General features: G+C 48.8%; 16 protein-coding genes and 1 tRNA gene. 8 read left to right on the top strand and 9 right to left on the bottom strand.

Annotated features, from left to right (window positions below):
• Window positions 1-13 precede the first annotated feature (13 nt).
• Together NC981_RS13920 and NC981_RS13915 are read right to left on the bottom strand one after the other, a co-directional pair.
• Entirely contained in the window at window positions 14-700 is a 687-nt protein-coding gene (locus NC981_RS13920) for an ATP-dependent Clp protease proteolytic subunit (RefSeq protein ID WP_190379281.1), read from the bottom strand.
• A gap of 162 nt (window positions 701-862) precedes the next feature.
• Window positions 863-945, bottom strand: a tRNA-Leu gene (locus NC981_RS13915).
• Between the two features lie 176 nt (window positions 946-1,121).
• On the opposite strand from NC981_RS13915, the gene NC981_RS13910 reads away from it, so the two are divergent.
• Genes NC981_RS13910 through trpA form a run of 3 tightly spaced genes read left to right on the top strand, consistent with a single transcriptional unit; the run spans window position 1,122 to window position 2,511 of the window.
• Window positions 1,122-1,334 carry an NAD(P)H-quinone oxidoreductase subunit L gene (locus NC981_RS13910; RefSeq protein WP_190379282.1) on the top strand — a complete coding sequence of 71 codons (213 nt, stop codon included), beginning with the start codon at window positions 1,122-1,124 and terminating at the stop codon, window positions 1,332-1,334.
• Window positions 1,335-1,338: 4 nt separating this feature from the next.
• Window positions 1,339-1,653, top strand: coding sequence for a DUF3007 family protein (locus NC981_RS13905; protein ID WP_190379283.1), 315 nt, complete (start codon window positions 1,339-1,341; stop codon window positions 1,651-1,653).
• 57 nt (window positions 1,654-1,710) lie between these two features.
• Window positions 1,711-2,511 (top strand): tryptophan synthase subunit alpha, encoded by an 801-nt coding sequence (trpA, locus tag NC981_RS13900; RefSeq protein WP_348243455.1) that lies wholly within the window; start codon window positions 1,711-1,713, stop codon window positions 2,509-2,511.
• Window positions 2,512-2,550: 39 nt separating this feature from the next.
• Here trpA and NC981_RS13895 read toward each other — a convergent pair whose 3' ends face one another.
• The 3 genes from NC981_RS13895 to trmFO all read right to left on the bottom strand — a co-directional run bounded on the left by NC981_RS13895 (window position 2,551) and on the right by trmFO (window position 5,776).
• Complete coding sequence (locus NC981_RS13895; protein ID WP_348243453.1) at window positions 2,551-3,114, bottom strand: DUF4303 domain-containing protein; 564 nt, start codon at window positions 3,112-3,114, stop codon at window positions 2,551-2,553.
• A gap of 99 nt (window positions 3,115-3,213) precedes the next feature.
• Window positions 3,214-4,425, bottom strand: a complete 1,212-nt coding sequence (locus NC981_RS13890; protein ID WP_348243451.1) for a lipid-A-disaccharide synthase-related protein — start codon at window positions 4,423-4,425, stop codon at window positions 3,214-3,216.
• On the bottom strand, window positions 4,406-5,776 hold the full coding sequence (gene trmFO / locus NC981_RS13885) for an FADH(2)-oxidizing methylenetetrahydrofolate--tRNA-(uracil(54)-C(5))-methyltransferase TrmFO (protein ID WP_348243449.1): 1,371 nt from the start codon (window positions 5,774-5,776) through the stop codon (window positions 4,406-4,408). The genes NC981_RS13890 and trmFO overlap by 20 nt, the downstream gene beginning before the upstream one ends.
• Before the next feature lie 81 nt (window positions 5,777-5,857).
• Here trmFO and NC981_RS13880 point away from each other — a divergent pair, with 81 nt between their 5' ends.
• From NC981_RS13880 to NC981_RS13870, 3 genes are read left to right on the top strand one after another with little or no spacing between them, the layout of a single operon-like run.
• The gene (locus NC981_RS13880) at window positions 5,858-7,270 is read left to right on the top strand and encodes a hypothetical protein (RefSeq protein ID WP_348243447.1); all 1,413 of its coding nucleotides are present in this window, start codon (window positions 5,858-5,860) and stop codon (window positions 7,268-7,270) included.
• Between the two features lie 30 nt (window positions 7,271-7,300).
• Window positions 7,301-7,855 (top strand): Uma2 family endonuclease, encoded by a 555-nt coding sequence (locus NC981_RS13875; RefSeq protein ID WP_348243445.1) that lies wholly within the window; start codon window positions 7,301-7,303, stop codon window positions 7,853-7,855.
• A 58-nt stretch (window positions 7,856-7,913) separates the two neighbouring features.
• A complete protein-coding gene (locus NC981_RS13870; RefSeq protein ID WP_348243444.1) occupies window positions 7,914-8,624 on the top strand; it encodes a Fe-S cluster assembly protein HesB in 711 nt (236 codons plus the stop codon).
• Here the strand turns inward: NC981_RS13870 and NC981_RS13865 are convergent.
• The 4 genes from NC981_RS13865 to fetB form a co-directional block, all read right to left on the bottom strand.
• A complete protein-coding gene (locus NC981_RS13865) occupies window positions 8,616-10,313 on the bottom strand; it encodes a DUF3352 domain-containing protein (RefSeq protein WP_348243442.1) in 1,698 nt (565 codons plus the stop codon). The genes NC981_RS13870 and NC981_RS13865 overlap by 9 nt on opposite strands.
• A gap of 110 nt (window positions 10,314-10,423) precedes the next feature.
• Window positions 10,424-11,560, bottom strand: coding sequence for a 7,8-didemethyl-8-hydroxy-5-deazariboflavin synthase subunit CofH (cofH, locus tag NC981_RS13860; protein WP_348243440.1), 1,137 nt, complete (start codon window positions 11,558-11,560; stop codon window positions 10,424-10,426).
• Entirely contained in the window at window positions 11,557-12,306 is a 750-nt protein-coding gene (locus NC981_RS13855; RefSeq protein WP_348243438.1) for a circadian clock KaiB family protein, read from the bottom strand. Before NC981_RS13855 ends, cofH begins: the two co-directional genes overlap by 4 nt.
• 54 nt (window positions 12,307-12,360) lie before the next feature.
• The gene (gene fetB / locus NC981_RS13850; RefSeq protein WP_348243436.1) at window positions 12,361-13,125 is read right to left on the bottom strand and encodes an iron export ABC transporter permease subunit FetB; all 765 of its coding nucleotides are present in this window, start codon (window positions 13,123-13,125) and stop codon (window positions 12,361-12,363) included.
• Window positions 13,126-13,237: 112 nt separating this feature from the next.
• Here fetB and NC981_RS13845 point away from each other — a divergent pair, with 112 nt between their 5' ends.
• On the top strand, window positions 13,238-14,368 hold the full coding sequence (locus NC981_RS13845) for a DegT/DnrJ/EryC1/StrS family aminotransferase (RefSeq protein ID WP_348243434.1): 1,131 nt from the start codon (window positions 13,238-13,240) through the stop codon (window positions 14,366-14,368).
• A 282-nt stretch (window positions 14,369-14,650) separates the two neighbouring features.
• A complete protein-coding gene (locus tag NC981_RS13840; protein ID WP_348243432.1) occupies window positions 14,651-16,363 on the top strand; it encodes an AarF/ABC1/UbiB kinase family protein in 1,713 nt (570 codons plus the stop codon).
• Window positions 16,364-16,403 lie beyond the last annotated feature (40 nt).

The raw sequence follows: 16,403 nt of genomic DNA, 5'->3' as shown, positions 1-16,403 counted from the left end.
GTGAGGGGGTGAATTAAGTCAAAGCGGCAACAGGTTTGGGCAGTTGCTTGGTACTTTCGAGAACTCGATCGATCAGTCCATATTCTTTCGCTTCTTGCGGTGTCATATAGAAGGTGCGATCGGTGTCTTTAACGATTTTCTCGATCGGTTGTCCAGTGTTCTTAGACAGGATGTCGAGGATTGCAGCTCGGTTTTCTAGAACTTCTTTCGCCCGGATCTGGATATCGGTTGCTTGTCCGCGTGTTCCCGATTTCGGTTGGTTGAGAACGATCGTCGCGTGCGGCAGACTTGCGCGGAATCCCTTGGTTCCCGCCGAGAGAATCATTGCGGCTGTACCAACCGCCTGCCCGATACAAATCGTATGCACCGGAGGCTTGATGTAGCTAAGGGTGTCGCAGACTGCAAACGCTTCGGTTTCAAACCCGATCGTTTCACCTTCCCAGGAAGTTCCGGTTGAGTTGATGTAGAAATAAATCGGCTTTTCCGGATCGTCGAATTGCAGATACAGCAGTTGCGCGATGATCAAGCGGGTGTAATCTTGGTTGGGGTTTCTACGATATTCATCGATCGAGTGCAGGGGGCCGCCAAGATAAACAATGCGCTCTTTCAGCATCAGAGATGCTAAATCGGGTGGGGGCGTGCGGTAAGAGGCATCGCCATAATAATTTGAGGACTGAACAGCCTTAATCGGTGATTCCATAGCAGTTGCCTGAAACAATTTGCCTATAAGTGGCGGTTTATTCATGGTAGCGCGTGGAACGAGGAATAATACAGCCCAAGCCGAGCGGGACGAGTTGGGGAATCCGTAATTTTTGTGCGGCTAAATTTTGTAGAGGGACTGCCGCAATAAATCTTTAAGGTATGGGGGCGAAGGGACTTGAACCCTTACGACCTTGCGGTCAACGGATTTTAAGTCCGTAGCGTCTACCATTCCGCCACGCCCCCAAGACAATATTCTGAATTAGGATTGCAATTCAGAAGCTTTCCAAGGATATCACTAGATTTGCAGGATTGGTATAGAAATTTGTGAAACGATCGCAAATTAAATTTCACTGTTTGATTTTCAGAGCGCGATCGCACGAAAGCGCTAGGATAGAAAAGTTGATATCCGGTTGAAACGCATGGATGTAGCACTTCTATACCTCGCTTTGGGCGGCGCTTACCTGGTGGTTGTGCCCTTAATCATCTTTTTCTATCTGAAGTCGCGCTGGTATGTGGCAAGTTCAGTTGAGCGGGGCTTTATGTATTTCATGGTGTTTCTCTATTTTCCGGGAATGCTCTTGCTTGCGCCGTTCTTGAATTTCAGACCGAAAGCGCGACAGATAGAAGCTTAGAACGATGCGACGAATTGACGCGATCGGGATTACGTTTGGTGTGTTTTTAGCGGGCGGACTTGCGTTTCTGGCACTTCAGGGCGCAGGTCTGGACAGCGTTAGCGCAGGAATTTGGAGTCAGTTGCTGTTAGTCGGCGGCTTGATTGGATGGTTGGCGAGTTACCTGTTTCGGGTGCTGTCAAAGAACATGACGTACAACCAGCAGCTTAAGGATTACGAAGAAGCCGTCCTCCGCAAGCGCTTAGAAGAATTAACTCCTGAAGAATTAGAGAAAATTCAGGCAGAGATTGAAGCGGAACGGAAAAAGCAAGGTTCTTAGAATTTCGTGCCCAAATTTGCAGTAATCTACTGAAGTTGTACGTTTTAGAGAATCGAGATGGCTTCAGTGTCGGAATGTTTTGAGCGGCTACGGAATCAGGGTCGGTGTGCGTTGATTCCTTTTTTAACTGCCGGAGATCCGGATTTAGAGACGACCGCTCAGGCGTTGCAGATTCTCGATCGCAATGGAGCCGATTTAATCGAGTTGGGCGTTCCTTATTCTGATCCGTTGGCGGATGGCCCGGTGATTCAAGCGGCAGCCACACGATCGCTCGCGAATGGAACCCGACTCGATGATGTTCTGCAATTAGTAAAGCAGGTTGCTCCGAGCTTGCGATCGCCGATCATTCTCTTCACTTACTACAATCCAATTCTGAATCGCGGCATTGAATCCTTTTTGAAGGAGATTTCTGAAGCGGGTGCGAAAGGTTTAGTAGTTCCAGATTTGCCACTAGAAGAGGCTGAAACACTGCTCCGTCCCGCAAAAGAATACGGGATTGAATTAATTCTGTTGGTTGCACCGACGAGTCCACCGGAGAGAATCGCAGCGATCGCGCAACAGTCGCAAGGGTTTATCTATTTGGTGAGTACAACGGGTGTCACCGGAATGCGATCACAAATGGAATCGCGGGTGAAAGATTTAATCGCAGAGTTGCGACAGGTGACGGATAAAGCGATCGGTGTTGGATTTGGGATTTCACAACCGGAACAGGCGCGGCAAGTGATGAACTGGGGCGCAGATGCGGCGATCGTCGGAAGTGCGTTTGTGAAGCGATTGTCTGAGGGATCGCCTGCGGAGGGATTGAAAGCGATCGAGGAGTTTTGTCAGACGTTGAGGAGTGCGATCATTACAGATTAGTTTGCAAATAGTTTTCATTCTTTGTAGGCTGCTGCACTCTCAATCACAAAACTCTTGTATATATGTTTTGTAGATAGCATCAGAATTCGGCGCTTTAGCAGACTGAGACATGATGCTGTGATCCGAATCAGAAATCCAGATGATAGCGAACGATTTTTCACCTCCAAGCAGACCATCATGTCGTAATTCAATCATTGCTGTCAGAATTGTGGTAAGCAGTTTATTAGCGTGTGCGACTTCCCAGTCATCCAGTAGATATTCATTAGAATTATCTTTACGGTGGAGTTTCTTGAATTGAGCGTTGCGCGAATCGATGATTGCGCTGCTTCTTGGAAATTCGCTATGTGCATAGTTAGCCCATTCATCGACAGAGTATCGGTAATAACTGCTAGCAATATGTTCTGGAGCAATATCCGATTCACAATTGAAAGCAGCAACAAGATCACAGATTGCCTCAAGTTCACCAGGTAATAGTGCATATCCATAGAATTGCGTACTATGTGCATGAAGTTTTGCAATGTGAGTACGAATTTCTGATTTAATCGCATCAAGAAGCTCAAAATCATCACGATCAAGCCATGTTTGCAATTCGGTATTCGTCATTTGAGGTAGCGTGAAAAATTTCGATTAAGAGATCGTAATCCATTGAAACCTACAAATCGCACTCTCACTCTATCAAGTCCATCCGTTAGCTTCAAAATTTTAGAGGGTGTGAAGAATGTCAATTAAGCAATCGCTAATCCGCTCCGCTGCTCCCGGTTCTCCCATGCGTCGCCGTCCGTTTTCTGCAATCATCTGAATGCGATCGGGATTTTCTAGGAGCGATCGCACTGCACGACTCATCTGAGCGGGATGCGGAACTAACGTTACTGAAGCCCCTAACAATCGAGTTTGAGCCTCTGCAAAAGCAGGAGTAAATTGAGGTCCTGCACCAGGGATGATAAACGCAGGTTTACCCAGTCCGATAAATTGTTCGGTGGCGGTTCCTGCCATTGCGATCGCAATCTCACTTCGCTGAATACATTCTGCAAATCGTCCAGGCATTAACTTGAGTGTTGTTTGATTTTCACCGTATCCGTTCACATAAGTATTAGAATCTGTGGAACGCCAGCGATAGCGAACTAATAAAGTATGTAATTGATCGAGATCGATTCCAGGTGCGATCGCGCTCAAGAACTGCATGGGTTGCTTTAGATCGCTCAGATTATCGATCGCTTGCAGCATCAATTCCCAATTCGCAAAACATTCGGGTGGGCGAGAACCAGGAATCAGCGCAACAGTCAAACCATCGAAGGTTTCTGAGCCTGACCATTCCAAGCCGTCCATCATCGGATTACCCAGATCAAAAGCAGGCACATCAAAGCGTTTGAGAATCTGAGCGGTGAAACGATCGCGAGGAAACACAGCTTTACACTGAGGACGCTTCATCAGCCAGCGATCCCACGGTTGGAAAATACATCCGGTTGATCGCTCTAATCGATCGTCCCACCAGGATTGTCTTGGCAACCAGCCTTTCTCATCGCGCAGGTAATACTCTGACTTTGCAGTGGCAACAAAGGCAAACGGCGCACCACTGATCCAAGCAAACAACATTGGAACAATATCACCGACTGCCAGAATTAAGCCATCGTCTTTTGCCCAATTCTTAATCGCTTTGATTTGCTCTAGTGTGAGCTTTAGTAATCCACCTTGTATGTCTCGAACCAGTTGCTTATTATCCATGTAGATGAATCCGCCCGATGGCATCGCTTTCACCGAGCCGATTACAGGAATATTTGCATTTCTGTATGCGTGACCTTCTCCAACGATCGGTAAAGCTTCGATCTTGCAATCTGATTTTCGCTGCAACGCTTGAAGAATCCGAATTGCGATCGTATCTTCACCGTGACCGTTACTAAGACAAAGCAAACGCATAGTTGTTCGAGGATAAAGAAGCGCGGAATTGGTCTAAATCGGACAGGGCACGATCGCGATATTGTCCATACCGCTCTTGTTTGTTGCGAATCTTCTGCGGCAGTTCCGGTAAGATGCCAAAGTTCGGCGGCATCGGTTGGAAATGCTTTGGAGAGGCAGAACTGATGAAATCGAACAACGCGCCCATCATCGTTGTGACCGGAAGAGACAGGGTTGGTAATCCCAACGCCACACGAGCAGCATTGGTTCCCGCTAACCAACCGCCTGCACAAGCCGCCGTGTAACCTTCAGTTCCGCTGAGTTGGCCGGCGGCAAGAAGGGTCGATCGCGATTTAAATTGCAAGGTTGGTAGAAGCAGTTCGGGTGAGTTGATAAACGTATTGCGGTGCATCACACCCATTCGCACAAATTCAGCATTCTCTAAACCGGGAATGAGCCGAAAGACGCGCTTTTGTTCACCCCAGCGTAAGTTGGTTTGAAATCCGACCATGTTCCACAATTGCCCGGATTTATCTTCCTGGCGCAACTGGACAACTGCATAAGGGCGATGCTCTTTGTTGTCGCGGAAGTTGCCTTTTCGGGCATCAAACAGTCCCACAGGTTTAAGCGGGCCGTAACGCATCGTATCTTCGCCCCGTCGCGCCATTTCCTCGATCGGTAAGCACGCTTCAAAAAATTTCGCCGTTTCGCGCTCAAAATCTTTTAATTCCGCCTGTTCTGCATTGCACAGCTCTTGCCAGAAGTGGAGATACTGCGCTTTGTCCATTGGGCAATTGAGGTAGGCGGCTTCGCCACGATCGTACCGAGAAGCCAAAAATGCGGTTTCAAAATCGATCGACTCTCCCACGACGATCGGGCTTGCTGCATCGAAGAAACTCATATACTCCATTCCGGTCAGGCGCTGCAAATCCTGGGAGAGCGCTTCACTGGTTAAAGGCCCTGTCGTCAGCACCACAACGCCCGATCGCGGAATTTCGACCACTTCTTCACGCCGTAACTCAATTAGAGGATGATTCGACAGGGTTTCGGTTAATTCTTGGCTGAACACCCCCCGATCAACCGCCAATGCCCCACCCGCCGGAACTTGATGCTGATCTGCGGTTTGAATCACGATCGACCCCAAGCGCCGCAATTCTTCGTGCAGCAGTCCGGAGGAGCGATCGGTTGCTTGCGCTCCAAATGAGTTACTGCACACCAATTCCGCCAGATGCTCGGAGTGATGAGCAGGGCTTTGACGAATCGGGCGCATTTCATGTAGCACGACGGGGACACCCGCTTGAGCAATCTGCCAAGCCGCTTCGGTGCCTGCTAATCCGCCGCCAATGACATGAATTGGAGAAAGTTCGGTCATAGTCAACACTTTCGATCGAGTCCTTATCTAGGATAAACGGTTCTATGATCAATCTAGGAAAGTCAGTGCTGGTTTGAACTTATGCGATCGTCTCCTTCTCGCTCTCCGCTCCGTCGTAATCTGCTGTTTGAGCGATCGATGGCATTTTTAGCAGTGGCAAATTTAGGACTGGTGGCGTTTGATTGGTCGTATATCCCGTGGCGAGATTTCTGGCTTCGTAATTTTCCCGGTGTGACGCGGGGGTACGATCGCGTCAAAGGAATTGAGCCGCATCGCGACACCGAAGCGTATTTAGATACTGTTAACGCGTTGCAGCAGGAACTTCAGCAAACTGGATTAGAAAATCCGGCAGTGCAAGCAAGATTACAGGAATTGCGATCGCGCAGTTCCGAGATGGTTGATACCAATCCCTTTGCAGTCGCAAATAAAAGCGGAACGCTAGAGAAAATCAAAAATCGAATGCGAGAGCATATCTTCCAGGAGCGTCGGCGTGAATCTTCAAAACAGGCATTCGCAACCTTTTGGAGCACAGAAAACTTAACCCAGCGCGGAATCAATAACGAACTGCAATTTTTCAATCGTGAGATCCGTCCGTTGATTGCTTCAAACTATTACCGCAGCATTGGTGAAAACGGTGAATTTGTCGATTGGTTTTGGGCGATCGATGCTCCATTTATCGCCATCTTTGCGCTAGAGTTTATCGCTCGAACCTTCTATCTCAGTCGGCGTTATCGAAGTTTAAGCTGGCTCGATGCGGCACTTTGGCGATGGTATGACATCTTTCTGCTATTGCCCTTTTTCCGGTGGCTGCGAGTGATTCCGATCACAGTTCGACTGGATCACGCAAAACTGATCGATCTCAGCCACATTCGCGCTCAAGCGAGTCAAGGCTTTGTCGCAAATATCTCAGAGGATATGGCAGAAGCGGTGGTAACTCAGGTGATCGATCGGTTTCAATCGACGATCGAGCGGGGCGAGTTTTCCCGTTGGATTGCTCAGTCGATGAATCGCCCTTACATTGATCTCAATCAGCGCGACGAAATTCAGGAATTAACAACACATTTTGTTCAGACGACTGTTTACAAAGTTCTACCCAAGATAAAGCCTGAACTAGATGCAGTGTTGCGGCATACGATCGATCAAGTTTTGAGTCAGTCGCCTGCTTATCAAGGCTTGAAAACGATGCCGCTGGTTGGAGATTTGCCGCGCCAAATCAATGAGCGATTAGTTTCTGAAGTGACAAGCGGTATGTATGAGGCGATCGTCACGGCACTTGAAGATAAAAAGGGTGCAGAATTAATCAGCAAACTGGTGAAAAGCTTTGGTCAGAATTTGACGACCGAATTGCAGCAACAGCGATCGCTACAAGAGCTTCAATCATTGGTCATTGATCTGTTAGAGGAAGTGAAAGTTAATTATGTGCGACAACTGAGTGAGGATGATGTAGAAAGTATCTTAGAAGAAACTAGTCGAATTCGCAGACTCAAAAGTTAGATCATTGAAATTTAGAGTAAGGGAATCTGTATGACAATTTCGACTTGGAAATGGACAGTTGATCGCTATCACCAAGCAGTAGAAGCAGGTGTGTTTGATGATGTGCAGGTTGAACTATTGAAGGGAGAGCTGGTAGAAATATCCCCTGAAGGAATTCCTCATGCTGGATTAAGCAGCGATGCAGGCGATTATTTACGCGATCGTCTAGGCAGCCGCGCCAAAGTTCGAGAGGGACACCCGATTACCCTGCCAAACAACTCAGAACCCGAACCCGACTTAGTGATCGTTGAACCGCTCGGAGAGGTCTACATCACTGGGCATCACCCCTACCCGGAGAACATCTTCTGGATCATCGAGTATTCCAATACAAGTTTGCAAAAGGACTTAGAGATCAAGTCCAAAGTCTATGCAGAAGCAGGAATTCGCGAGTATTGGGTGATTAACCTAAAAACTAGGGAGTTGAACATCTTTCGGGATGCAGTAAATGGGGAGTATCAGCATCAAGTTGTATTGACCGATGGCAGGGTTAATCCTCTAGCTTTTCCAGAGGTCGAGGTTGAAGTAGCGAGACTATTGAGACGATAAAAACTCAGAAAACCAGTGAAGATTTAAGTCCCAATTCAGAACGATTATTCCTATTTTTATGCGATCGCGCCCCCCTTCTGTCACCCCAGAACTTCAGCAAAAACTGATTCAGATTCACGATCGTTTATGCCAAGAATACGGCTGTCCAATTCCGTATTTTCATAATCTCGATCCGCTGAGCGAATTAGTTTCAGCGTTGTTATCTCATCGCACTAAAAATGCGGATTCTGCGCGGGCATTCAAACAATTAAAAGCAAAGTTCTCCACTTGGGAGGCAGTCCGCGACGCGCCAGAAAAAGAAATTGAAACCGCGATCGCACCTTGCACTTGGGCAGATCAAAAAGCACTGCGGCTCAAACAAATTTTGCAGCAAATCACTGTCGAGCGCGGCGAATTGTCGATCGAGTTTCTTGCCAATCTCAGCGTCGAAGAAGCTCGAAACTGGCTGGAATCTTTTCCCGGCATCGGGCGTAAAACCAGCGCGGCGGTTCTTGCGTTCAGCAATCTCCGGCGACGCGCCTTACCTGTGGATAGTCATCATCACCGCGTAGCAATTCGACTCGGTTTAATTCCCGAAACGGTGGCGGTTGCCCCAGCTCACGACTTGCTAGAAGCACAATTGCCCGCAGGTTGGACAGCCCAACAGGTGTACGATAACCACGAAGTTCTCATGCTACATGGACAGCGCTGTTGTTTTTACCGCAGTCCCCAGTGCGATCGCTGTGTAGTTCTTTCGCTCTGTCCCTACGGTCAATCCCGTTTAGGGTAATGCTCCCGGCTTATTGCCTTTCCGCAAAGACACGAACACATCATGGCGAGAGGTGCGATCGCTTGTAATCGCAGTAGTGACCCCGATCGATTGCATTGCCTCCAATGCAGCTCGATTTGCGGCGGGAATCTGAAGCAGTGGGAAGTTCTGAAGCTTCAGCACCCGATCCATATCGACGAAGAAATGACCATTGCGGGGATTCAGTTCAGATTGTGTGCTTTTGCGGAATAGCTCATTTTCTGCCAGTGTGGTCGCTGGCTTTGGTAAAAAGGAGCCTGCCACAGGCGCACCGAGCGAGAGAAAAGCGATATTTCCATCGAGCCAACCGCGAGTCACGTTGACGTTCGCAGCAGGCAACGACCAATTCACCACAGCCTGTCCTTCAATTTTCGACTCTTCCACTCTGAAAGCGTATTTGTTTGCCATTACGCCATCAAGTTTTTTCAGTGTTTCTTCTGCGGCGCGTCGATCGCTTGCCTGCACCATCAGCACCAAACTTGCCGGAAAGTTACCAGGCGCACCTTGGGGTGCAGGCAGTAAGCCTAACGAATACTCCCCTTGCATCCAGTCGAGCAAGTCTTTCTCTAAATCAAGCCCGACGGTCGATCGCATGCCTTGCTTCAGTGCTTCTGGATTCACAAGCTGAATCGGATTTGCAGAAACGCCCTGCGAGTAGTCTTGCCAGAACTGCTTCAAATCACCACCAGATGCCATCATTAGCGTGTCTCCGGGTAATCGCGTTGGTATCGATTTTGCGTTATTACTGGTATCAAACTTGCGTTGGCTATCTGGTTTTAACCAGGAGATACTTTTGAATTGAATTCCATCATTTGCAAGGGTTGCAGTTGCCGCTAATCCCTGATTTTGTTGCAGTTGTGCGAGTGTTTGCGGTGGTACTGCTCGACCTGAGGTGGTAGCAGATATATTTGCGGCAGCAGGAATGTTCACGTATAATCGCGCCATTGCATCATCCGATTTAATCTGCGTGAGCGCATCTCCATATCCGGGCGTTTGTGTTAGTGATGCGCCACCTTTCACCGTATCGATCGCTCGATCGATCGCAGTTGGATTGTTGGCAACGAGAATTTGAGTGGTATCTAGAACAGCGATCGAAGCACTTTGTCCCGCTGTATCTTGGGATTCGCGAATCTTTACGCCTTTGTAATCTCGCTCTTTCCAGGTTCCGCCCTTGGTTGCTGGAGATTGCTCCAACACTTCCTTAGCTTTCAGCGCATCGGCGATCGGTAACACCATCACGGTAGGTTGCTGCGTCGGCGGCGTTGCGCTTTGTCCGGGCGGGGGAACACTCACCCCCGCTTGAGGCGGCAGAAATGCCATTGTCACTTCTTTACCAATCCAGGGTTGAATATCGCGCTCATACTCTAAACCCCGACTTCTAAGGAAGCGATCGCGAAACTGCGCCAGACTTTGATCGAATCCGGCTTGCGATCGCGGTGTCCCAAATTCTCGAAGCTGCTGCCACTTGCCCGGATCAGTCGAAACTGACACCACCATCAAAGCATCTTGCGGAATGGCATTTGCTCCGACTGGCATGACGCTAAGCTGCTGTTGACGGGTCAAAGAGAAGTAAGCGATCGTACCCCCGGCAACGAGAGCAGTCGCCGCACCGAGAGTCACAGGTAAGGGAAGTTTTTGCTTTGGAGGGCGGGGTTTAGTGGGGGCGTTCATGAGAAGCAACAGGGTGAGTGGAGTGCCGTAGACACTTTAGCAAAGTCTTTGAAATCTGTGACGAATTTGCGATCGACTTTCCCGCAGCGCTGAGAATTAGCGGGGCAGACTTAAACAACAGAACGATAGAGCGCGATCGGTCGATACAGTGTATCTCTCTGTTGATAAGGTCGATCAAGAGACGCGATCGCGCTTTGCAAAGTTTCTACTTCCATGCAAGTTCCGCCGATCGCGCCCGCCATTGTGGTGATGTGTTCTTCCATCAAGGTTCCGCCAATGTCATTACAGCCCCAGTTCAAGGCTTCCACCGCTCCAGAGAGTCCTAATTTCACCCAACTCGGTTGATGATTCGGAATCCAGTTGCCCAGGTAAATTCGAGCTACAGCCGTTAACAATAACGCATCAGATAACACAGGCTGATCGCGCCCAACGCGACGACGCAGAGGTTTCGGAGCTTCCTGCCCGACAAATGGGAGCAAAATGAATTCTGTGATTCCGGTGTAACCCGATCGTTGCGCCGATTGTTGGAGCGATCGGAGCTTTTCGAGATGCTGAATCTGCTGTTCTGGTGTTTCAATATGTCCAGATAGCATTGTGCTGGTCGTTGGAACACCCTGTTCGTGTGTTGTCCGAACAATCTCAATCCAGGTTTCAGCATCAATCTTCTCAGGACATAGAACCTTGCGAACCTGGTCATCCAGCACTTCCGCAGCCGTTCCGGGCATTGAATCCACTCCTGCATCTCTCAATGCTGCAATTACTTCCGCAAAGGTTAAATGATCCTCTCGCGCAATAAACTGGACTTCCTGCGGTGAAAACGCATGAAGATGTAGCTGCGGAAACTCGGATTTAATTGTATTGACTAGGTTTTGATAGTACCGTAGTGAACTATCGTTAATCTTTGCAGTCAGGTTTAATCCACCCTGCATACAAATCTCAGTCGCACCGCGTCTTACCGCATCTGTCGCTTTCTCTAAAATCTGCGACCAATCTAACCAGTAAGCCCCTTCATCACCCTCATCTCTGCGAAACGCACAAAAACTACAGTGTTGCTCACAGATATTGGTGTAGTTGATGTTGCGATTGATCACATAAGTAACCGTGTCGCCCGATTGTTGATGCCGTAATCGATCGCTCACCTGCCGAATCTGCTCAATCTCTTCGGACTTTGCTTGCAGTAGCCTCACCCCTTCTGCGGGAGATAAATCAATTCCTGAGAGTGCTTTCTCTAAAATTGCGTCAATCATTCTTGCCGTCCTTCATCCAGTGCGCCTAGCAAGCGTAAAACGCGATCGGCATCGTCCAAATTTCCCACAATTCGACGTACCGGACGCGGATACACTTTTATTAGTGTAGGCGTTGCCGAAATCTGATCGGATTCTGCTTGCTCTGGATGCTTGAAAATATCAATCACTTTTAGCGTATATGGGCTATCAAGCGATTGTTCTAGAAGCGCGTGTAAGTTCTGTAAAATTCTTGCTGTTGCAGCACTGTAGCCCGATACGAACAATCGCAACACATAGCCTTGTGGATAGGGAGAGACAGGCGCAGCAGATTGAGGCGGCGGAACTGGCTCATAGCGCATGACTAAATCGTGATTCTCCCAAAGCTGCGGAAATTGAGAACGATAGTTTTCTAGAATCATTGGATCGCAAATTTCTTGCGACGGCGCAATCTGCCAAACTAAATCACCCGCTTCAAACACCCGATTTAACAACGATCGATAGCGAAACACAGGCGGATAGGTTTCTGCGAACACCCGAACCTGCTGCGCTCTCGCATCAAACCAGCAATCGAACGTTGCTGTATAGCAAGGAACGAGGAAATGCGGCGGTTCAGGAAGTTCTAGCGCATCTTGAATTGCAGAACACAAATTTAAGTGCCATCGCCCCTTTTTGTCAGGATCAATGCAGTAGATTAGATCCCCTCCTGGCGTAAAGAGAGCGATGCCTTTGAAAAATGCGGGAATCGATCGGTAAAACTGAGAAGTCAAGGTTAATCACTCGATCGAAGAGATTGCCTTCAGTCTATCGCTGATCGGAGCAAATCACCATCGGATCAACTGTGCCTGAGTGTTAAAAAATTGTCGCCCAATTCCATGAACAACCAGTAGCGTTACCAACACCGTCGCAAATGCCACCATAAACAGCACAACAATTTGAACTGCTGTTGCCTGAATCGGATCTGCACCCCCCAAAAGCTGACCGCTTAACAGTTCTGGCAGGGTTGCCAATCCCACGATCGACATTGTATTAATCACAGGCAACACTCCCGCCCGAATTGCCTCTTTGCGATAGTGCGCGATCGCTTGTTGCGGAGTCGCCCCTAGACTCAAATGCGTTTCAATTTCTAACGTATGAGAATTTAACGCCGTAAAAAACCGCTCCCCTGAAATCGTTGCGGCATTAATCGCCTGAGAAAGAACGATCGCTCCCAACGGAATCAAAAACCTCGGCTCATACCAGGTTTGTGGCTGCGCTACGATCGCTTGAACATACACAACGGTGACAATCGTAGTCATCAAAAACGACCCAATAATCCAAGGTAGAATCGGCAACTTTTGGCTAATCCGATTTCGAGTGACGATCGCGCTGACAATCAACAATACCACCAACACAAACACAATTAAAACTGGACTCTGAGGCGGCGCAAAGACAACCGCTAAAACATATCCCACCACTGCTAATTGAATTACTGCCCGTCCCGCCGCCAGAATTAAGCTGCCTTCTAACCCCAACCGTTGCCACGAAGAAAGCGCAAACGCCGCCAAAATTAATCCGATCGCCCAAACTGCCTGAATCGCCAAATTCATTGATTGAATTTCCCTTGCCTGATATCTTTAGATTCAAGATTTGATGAAACCAATCTCAAACCTTCCCGGTCTAAGAATAAGACCAATCATTACAGGTGCGTGGTACAACCGAGTGAATACAATTCCCCCGTTTGATCTGTCCGAGCAATTCAAATCCATTGGTGCAGAGATTAATCAGGCTGTTTTAGAAGTGCTGGCATCCGGTCGATACATTGGCGGAGCCGTGATCGAGAAGTTTGAAACTCAATTTGCCCAATATATTGGTTCTGAAATTGCGATCGCCTGTAACTCTGGCACGGATGCACTATTTCTCGCCTTTCGAGCGCTTGGCATTGGCGCAGGCGATGAAGTGATTACCTCCCCCTTTACCTTTATCGCCACCGCAGAAACGATTAGCGCAGTCGGTGCCACTCCAGTGTTTATCGACATCGATCCGAATACCTTTAACCTCGACCTCGATCAAATCGAATCCGCTATCACCGCAAAAACGAAAGCGATCGTTCCGGTGCATCTGTTCGGTCAGCCGGTTGATATGACGCGATTGATGGCGATCGCCAACGCTCACAACTTGTTTGTAATCGAAGACTGTGCCCAAGCAACCGGGGCGGAATGGGCAGGAAAACGAGTCGGTAGCATTGGTCAAATCGGCTGTTTTAGCTTTTATCCAACCAAAAATCTCGGTGCCTGCGGTGATGGTGGCGCAATCACAACTAATGATCCAAAGCTTGCAGCGAAATTAAAAATGCTGCGCGACCACGGACGCTATAGCGGCTACTATCACGAAGAATTAGGCGTAAATAGTCGCCTCGATGCGGTTCAAGCGGTAATCTTGCAAATCAAACTCCGCTATCTCGATCGCTGGAACCAACAGCGTCAAGCCATCGCCGACCGCTATCATTGTCTGCTTGCCCCCATTCCTGGAATTACTGCACCTCAGTCGCTTGAGGGGGGCTTAAGCGTTTGGAATCAATACACGATCCGGGTTGAGCACGAGTACTCCGTGCAGCAAAGCTACCGCGACAAGCTCAAGAACGATCTGCAAGCCAAGGGCGTGAACACGATGATTTATTACCCGCTTCCCTTGCACTTGCAGCCTGTTTACAAGTCGCTGGGCTATCAACCAGGGCAACTCCCGGAAAGCGATCGTGCCGCTAATCAAGTCCTGTCGCTGCCCATGTTCCCCGAACTCTCGCACGAACAGCAGAACCAAGTTGTTTACAGTTTGAAAGATTGTTTGGGTTAAAAAGCTTCAGTTCTAGACTGCTTTTATCTGCTGAAAGCCTGATAAAATCACGCATTCGGTAGATAAAAGCGGCTGGATTTTCATGCTGAAAAGTTGTAGTTTTATATACTAGAATGAGATGAAACATAACGAATAGTAATCATCACAGAGCGGTGAGACGGCGGGATAGTCCCGACACTTCCAGTTACTGAATGACCAGTGACTAAATTAGAAGTGGAAAAACGACGAGGGCATCGCTGCGGATGATTGCGACCATCGATCGACAAAGAGGCAGATAATATCGTGGCTCGTACTCCGCTTTTTCAACTCAAACGTTACGACTCAAACGCGATCGCAAACTATTACCGCTTGCGTCCTTGGCTATTCATCTGGAGAGCGCTTCGAGTGACCGCCCTGTTCATCGGGTTTGTTCTAGGCTTGAAGTTTGACGACTGGCGCAGAGTCGTAGAACGTAACAGATTCAAACGCGCCGCCCAACTCCGCCAAATTCTGACGACACTAGGCCCCACCTTCATCAAAGTTGGGCAAGCGCTTTCGACCCGTCCTGATCTGATTCGCCGCGACTTCTTGGACGAACTGACCAAGCTGCAAGATCAGTTGCCCCCATTCTCGACCGACATCGCTTTTCGCATTATTGAAACCGAGCTTGATGCTGATGTCGATGAAATTTTTGCGGAAATTACGCCAAGCCCGATCGCTGCTGCATCACTCGGTCAGGTTTATCGCGCCAAACTCAAGACAGGTGAAGAAGTCGCAGTCAAAGTTCAACGCCCGAACCTTCTCCCAACCCTGACACTCGACCTCTACCTGATGCGCTGGGCTGCGAGTTGGATGGCTCCCTGGCTACCGTTGAACTTAGGACACGATCTCACTCTAATTGTGGATGAGTTCGGCTCCAAGCTGTTTGAAGAAATCGACTATCTCAACGAAGGACGCAACGCCGAGAAATTCGCTACAAATTTTCGCAACGATCCTTCTGTGAAAGTGCCCTCAATCTACTGGCGCTATACGTCTGAGCACGTTCTCGTGTTGGAGTGGATTACAGGCTACAAGCTAACGGATGTCGATAGCATTCGTGCCGTTGGGGGCGATCCAAACGCGCTCATTCGCATCGGTGTCACCTCTGGGTTACGTCAGCTTTTAGAGTTCGGCTTCTTCCACGCTGATCCGCACCCTGGAAACCTGTTCGCTCTGCCAGCCCCGTCCGGCGGGCAAATGGCGTATATCGACTTCGGCATGATGGATCAGCTTGAAGAAGAAGCAAAAGAAACGCTAGTCGATGCCGTTGTTCACTTAATCAACAAAGATTACGTTGATCTCGCACAAGACTTCGTTAAGCTGGGTTTTCTCGCACCCGGCACCGATATTTACCCGATCGTTCCTGCGATCGAATCGGTTCTGGGCGACATAATGGGTGAAAGCGTCGAAAACTTCAACTTCAAAACGATTACTGATCGCTTCAGTGAGTTGATGTATGAATATCCCTTCCGAGTGCCCGCAAAATTTGCGCTGATCATTCGATCGCTCGTTACTCAGGAAGGCTTAGCTCTCACCCTCAATCCCAACTTTAAAATTGTTGAGATTGCTTATCCTTACGTCGCACGCCGATTACTGACGGGTGAATCACCCCGGTTGCGTCGTCGCTTGATCGAAGTGCTGTTCAAAGACGGCAAATTCCAGTGGCACCGGTTGGAAAATATGATTGCGATCGCTCGATCGGACTCTAATTTTGACATTCTTCCGACGGCTCAACTGGGCTTACAGTACCTCTTTTCCGATGAAGGACAGTTCTTGCGTCGTCAGTTGCTGCTTGCGCTGACCGAGGACGATCGTCTCCACACCGAAGAAGTCCAACGCTTATGGCAACTGGTCAAAGATGACATCAAGCCCGCTCGGTTGCTGACTGCCGCATTCGGGGCACTGGCAGAATTATCGCCTGCTGCCGCTCTGATCCCGACCGTCTCTTCTTTGACGGGGGTCAAGTTAGAACGGTAGGATATGGGGACGAAGGACTCCCTTCCTGATGCCCTTACAT

Origin of the sequence: Leptolyngbya sp. DQ-M1 (assembly GCF_039962505.1) — a bacterium.
GTDB lineage: Bacteria > Cyanobacteriota > Cyanobacteriia > Leptolyngbyales > Leptolyngbyaceae > Leptolyngbya.
The sequence above is the reverse complement of the archived record's forward strand: the minus strand, read 5'-3'. Positions and strand labels throughout refer to the sequence as shown.

What these genes read in the sequence shown, in the direction of transcription:
- NC981_RS13920 (WP_190379281.1), bottom strand. Translation starts at nt 700, where the DNA reads ATGGAATCACCGATTAAGGCTGTTCAGTCCTCAAATTATTATGGCGAT.
- NC981_RS13910 (WP_190379282.1), top strand. Translation starts at nt 1,122, where the DNA reads ATGGATGTAGCACTTCTATACCTCGCTTTGGGCGGCGCTTACCTGGTG.
- NC981_RS13905 (WP_190379283.1), top strand. Translation starts at nt 1,339, where the DNA reads ATGCGACGAATTGACGCGATCGGGATTACGTTTGGTGTGTTTTTAGCG.
- trpA (WP_348243455.1), top strand. Translation starts at nt 1,711, where the DNA reads ATGGCTTCAGTGTCGGAATGTTTTGAGCGGCTACGGAATCAGGGTCGG.
- NC981_RS13895 (WP_348243453.1), bottom strand. Translation starts at nt 3,114, where the DNA reads ATGACGAATACCGAATTGCAAACATGGCTTGATCGTGATGATTTTGAG.
- NC981_RS13890 (WP_348243451.1), bottom strand. Translation starts at nt 4,425, where the DNA reads ATGCGTTTGCTTTGTCTTAGTAACGGTCACGGTGAAGATACGATCGCA.
- trmFO (WP_348243449.1), bottom strand. Translation starts at nt 5,776, where the DNA reads ATGACCGAACTTTCTCCAATTCATGTCATTGGCGGCGGATTAGCAGGC.
- NC981_RS13880 (WP_348243447.1), top strand. Translation starts at nt 5,858, where the DNA reads ATGCGATCGTCTCCTTCTCGCTCTCCGCTCCGTCGTAATCTGCTGTTT.
- NC981_RS13875 (WP_348243445.1), top strand. Translation starts at nt 7,301, where the DNA reads ATGACAATTTCGACTTGGAAATGGACAGTTGATCGCTATCACCAAGCA.
- NC981_RS13870 (WP_348243444.1), top strand. Translation starts at nt 7,914, where the DNA reads ATGCGATCGCGCCCCCCTTCTGTCACCCCAGAACTTCAGCAAAAACTG.
- NC981_RS13865 (WP_348243442.1), bottom strand. Translation starts at nt 10,313, where the DNA reads ATGAACGCCCCCACTAAACCCCGCCCTCCAAAGCAAAAACTTCCCTTA.
- cofH (WP_348243440.1), bottom strand. Translation starts at nt 11,560, where the DNA reads ATGATTGACGCAATTTTAGAGAAAGCACTCTCAGGAATTGATTTATCT.
- fetB (WP_348243436.1), bottom strand. Translation starts at nt 13,125, where the DNA reads ATGAATTTGGCGATTCAGGCAGTTTGGGCGATCGGATTAATTTTGGCG.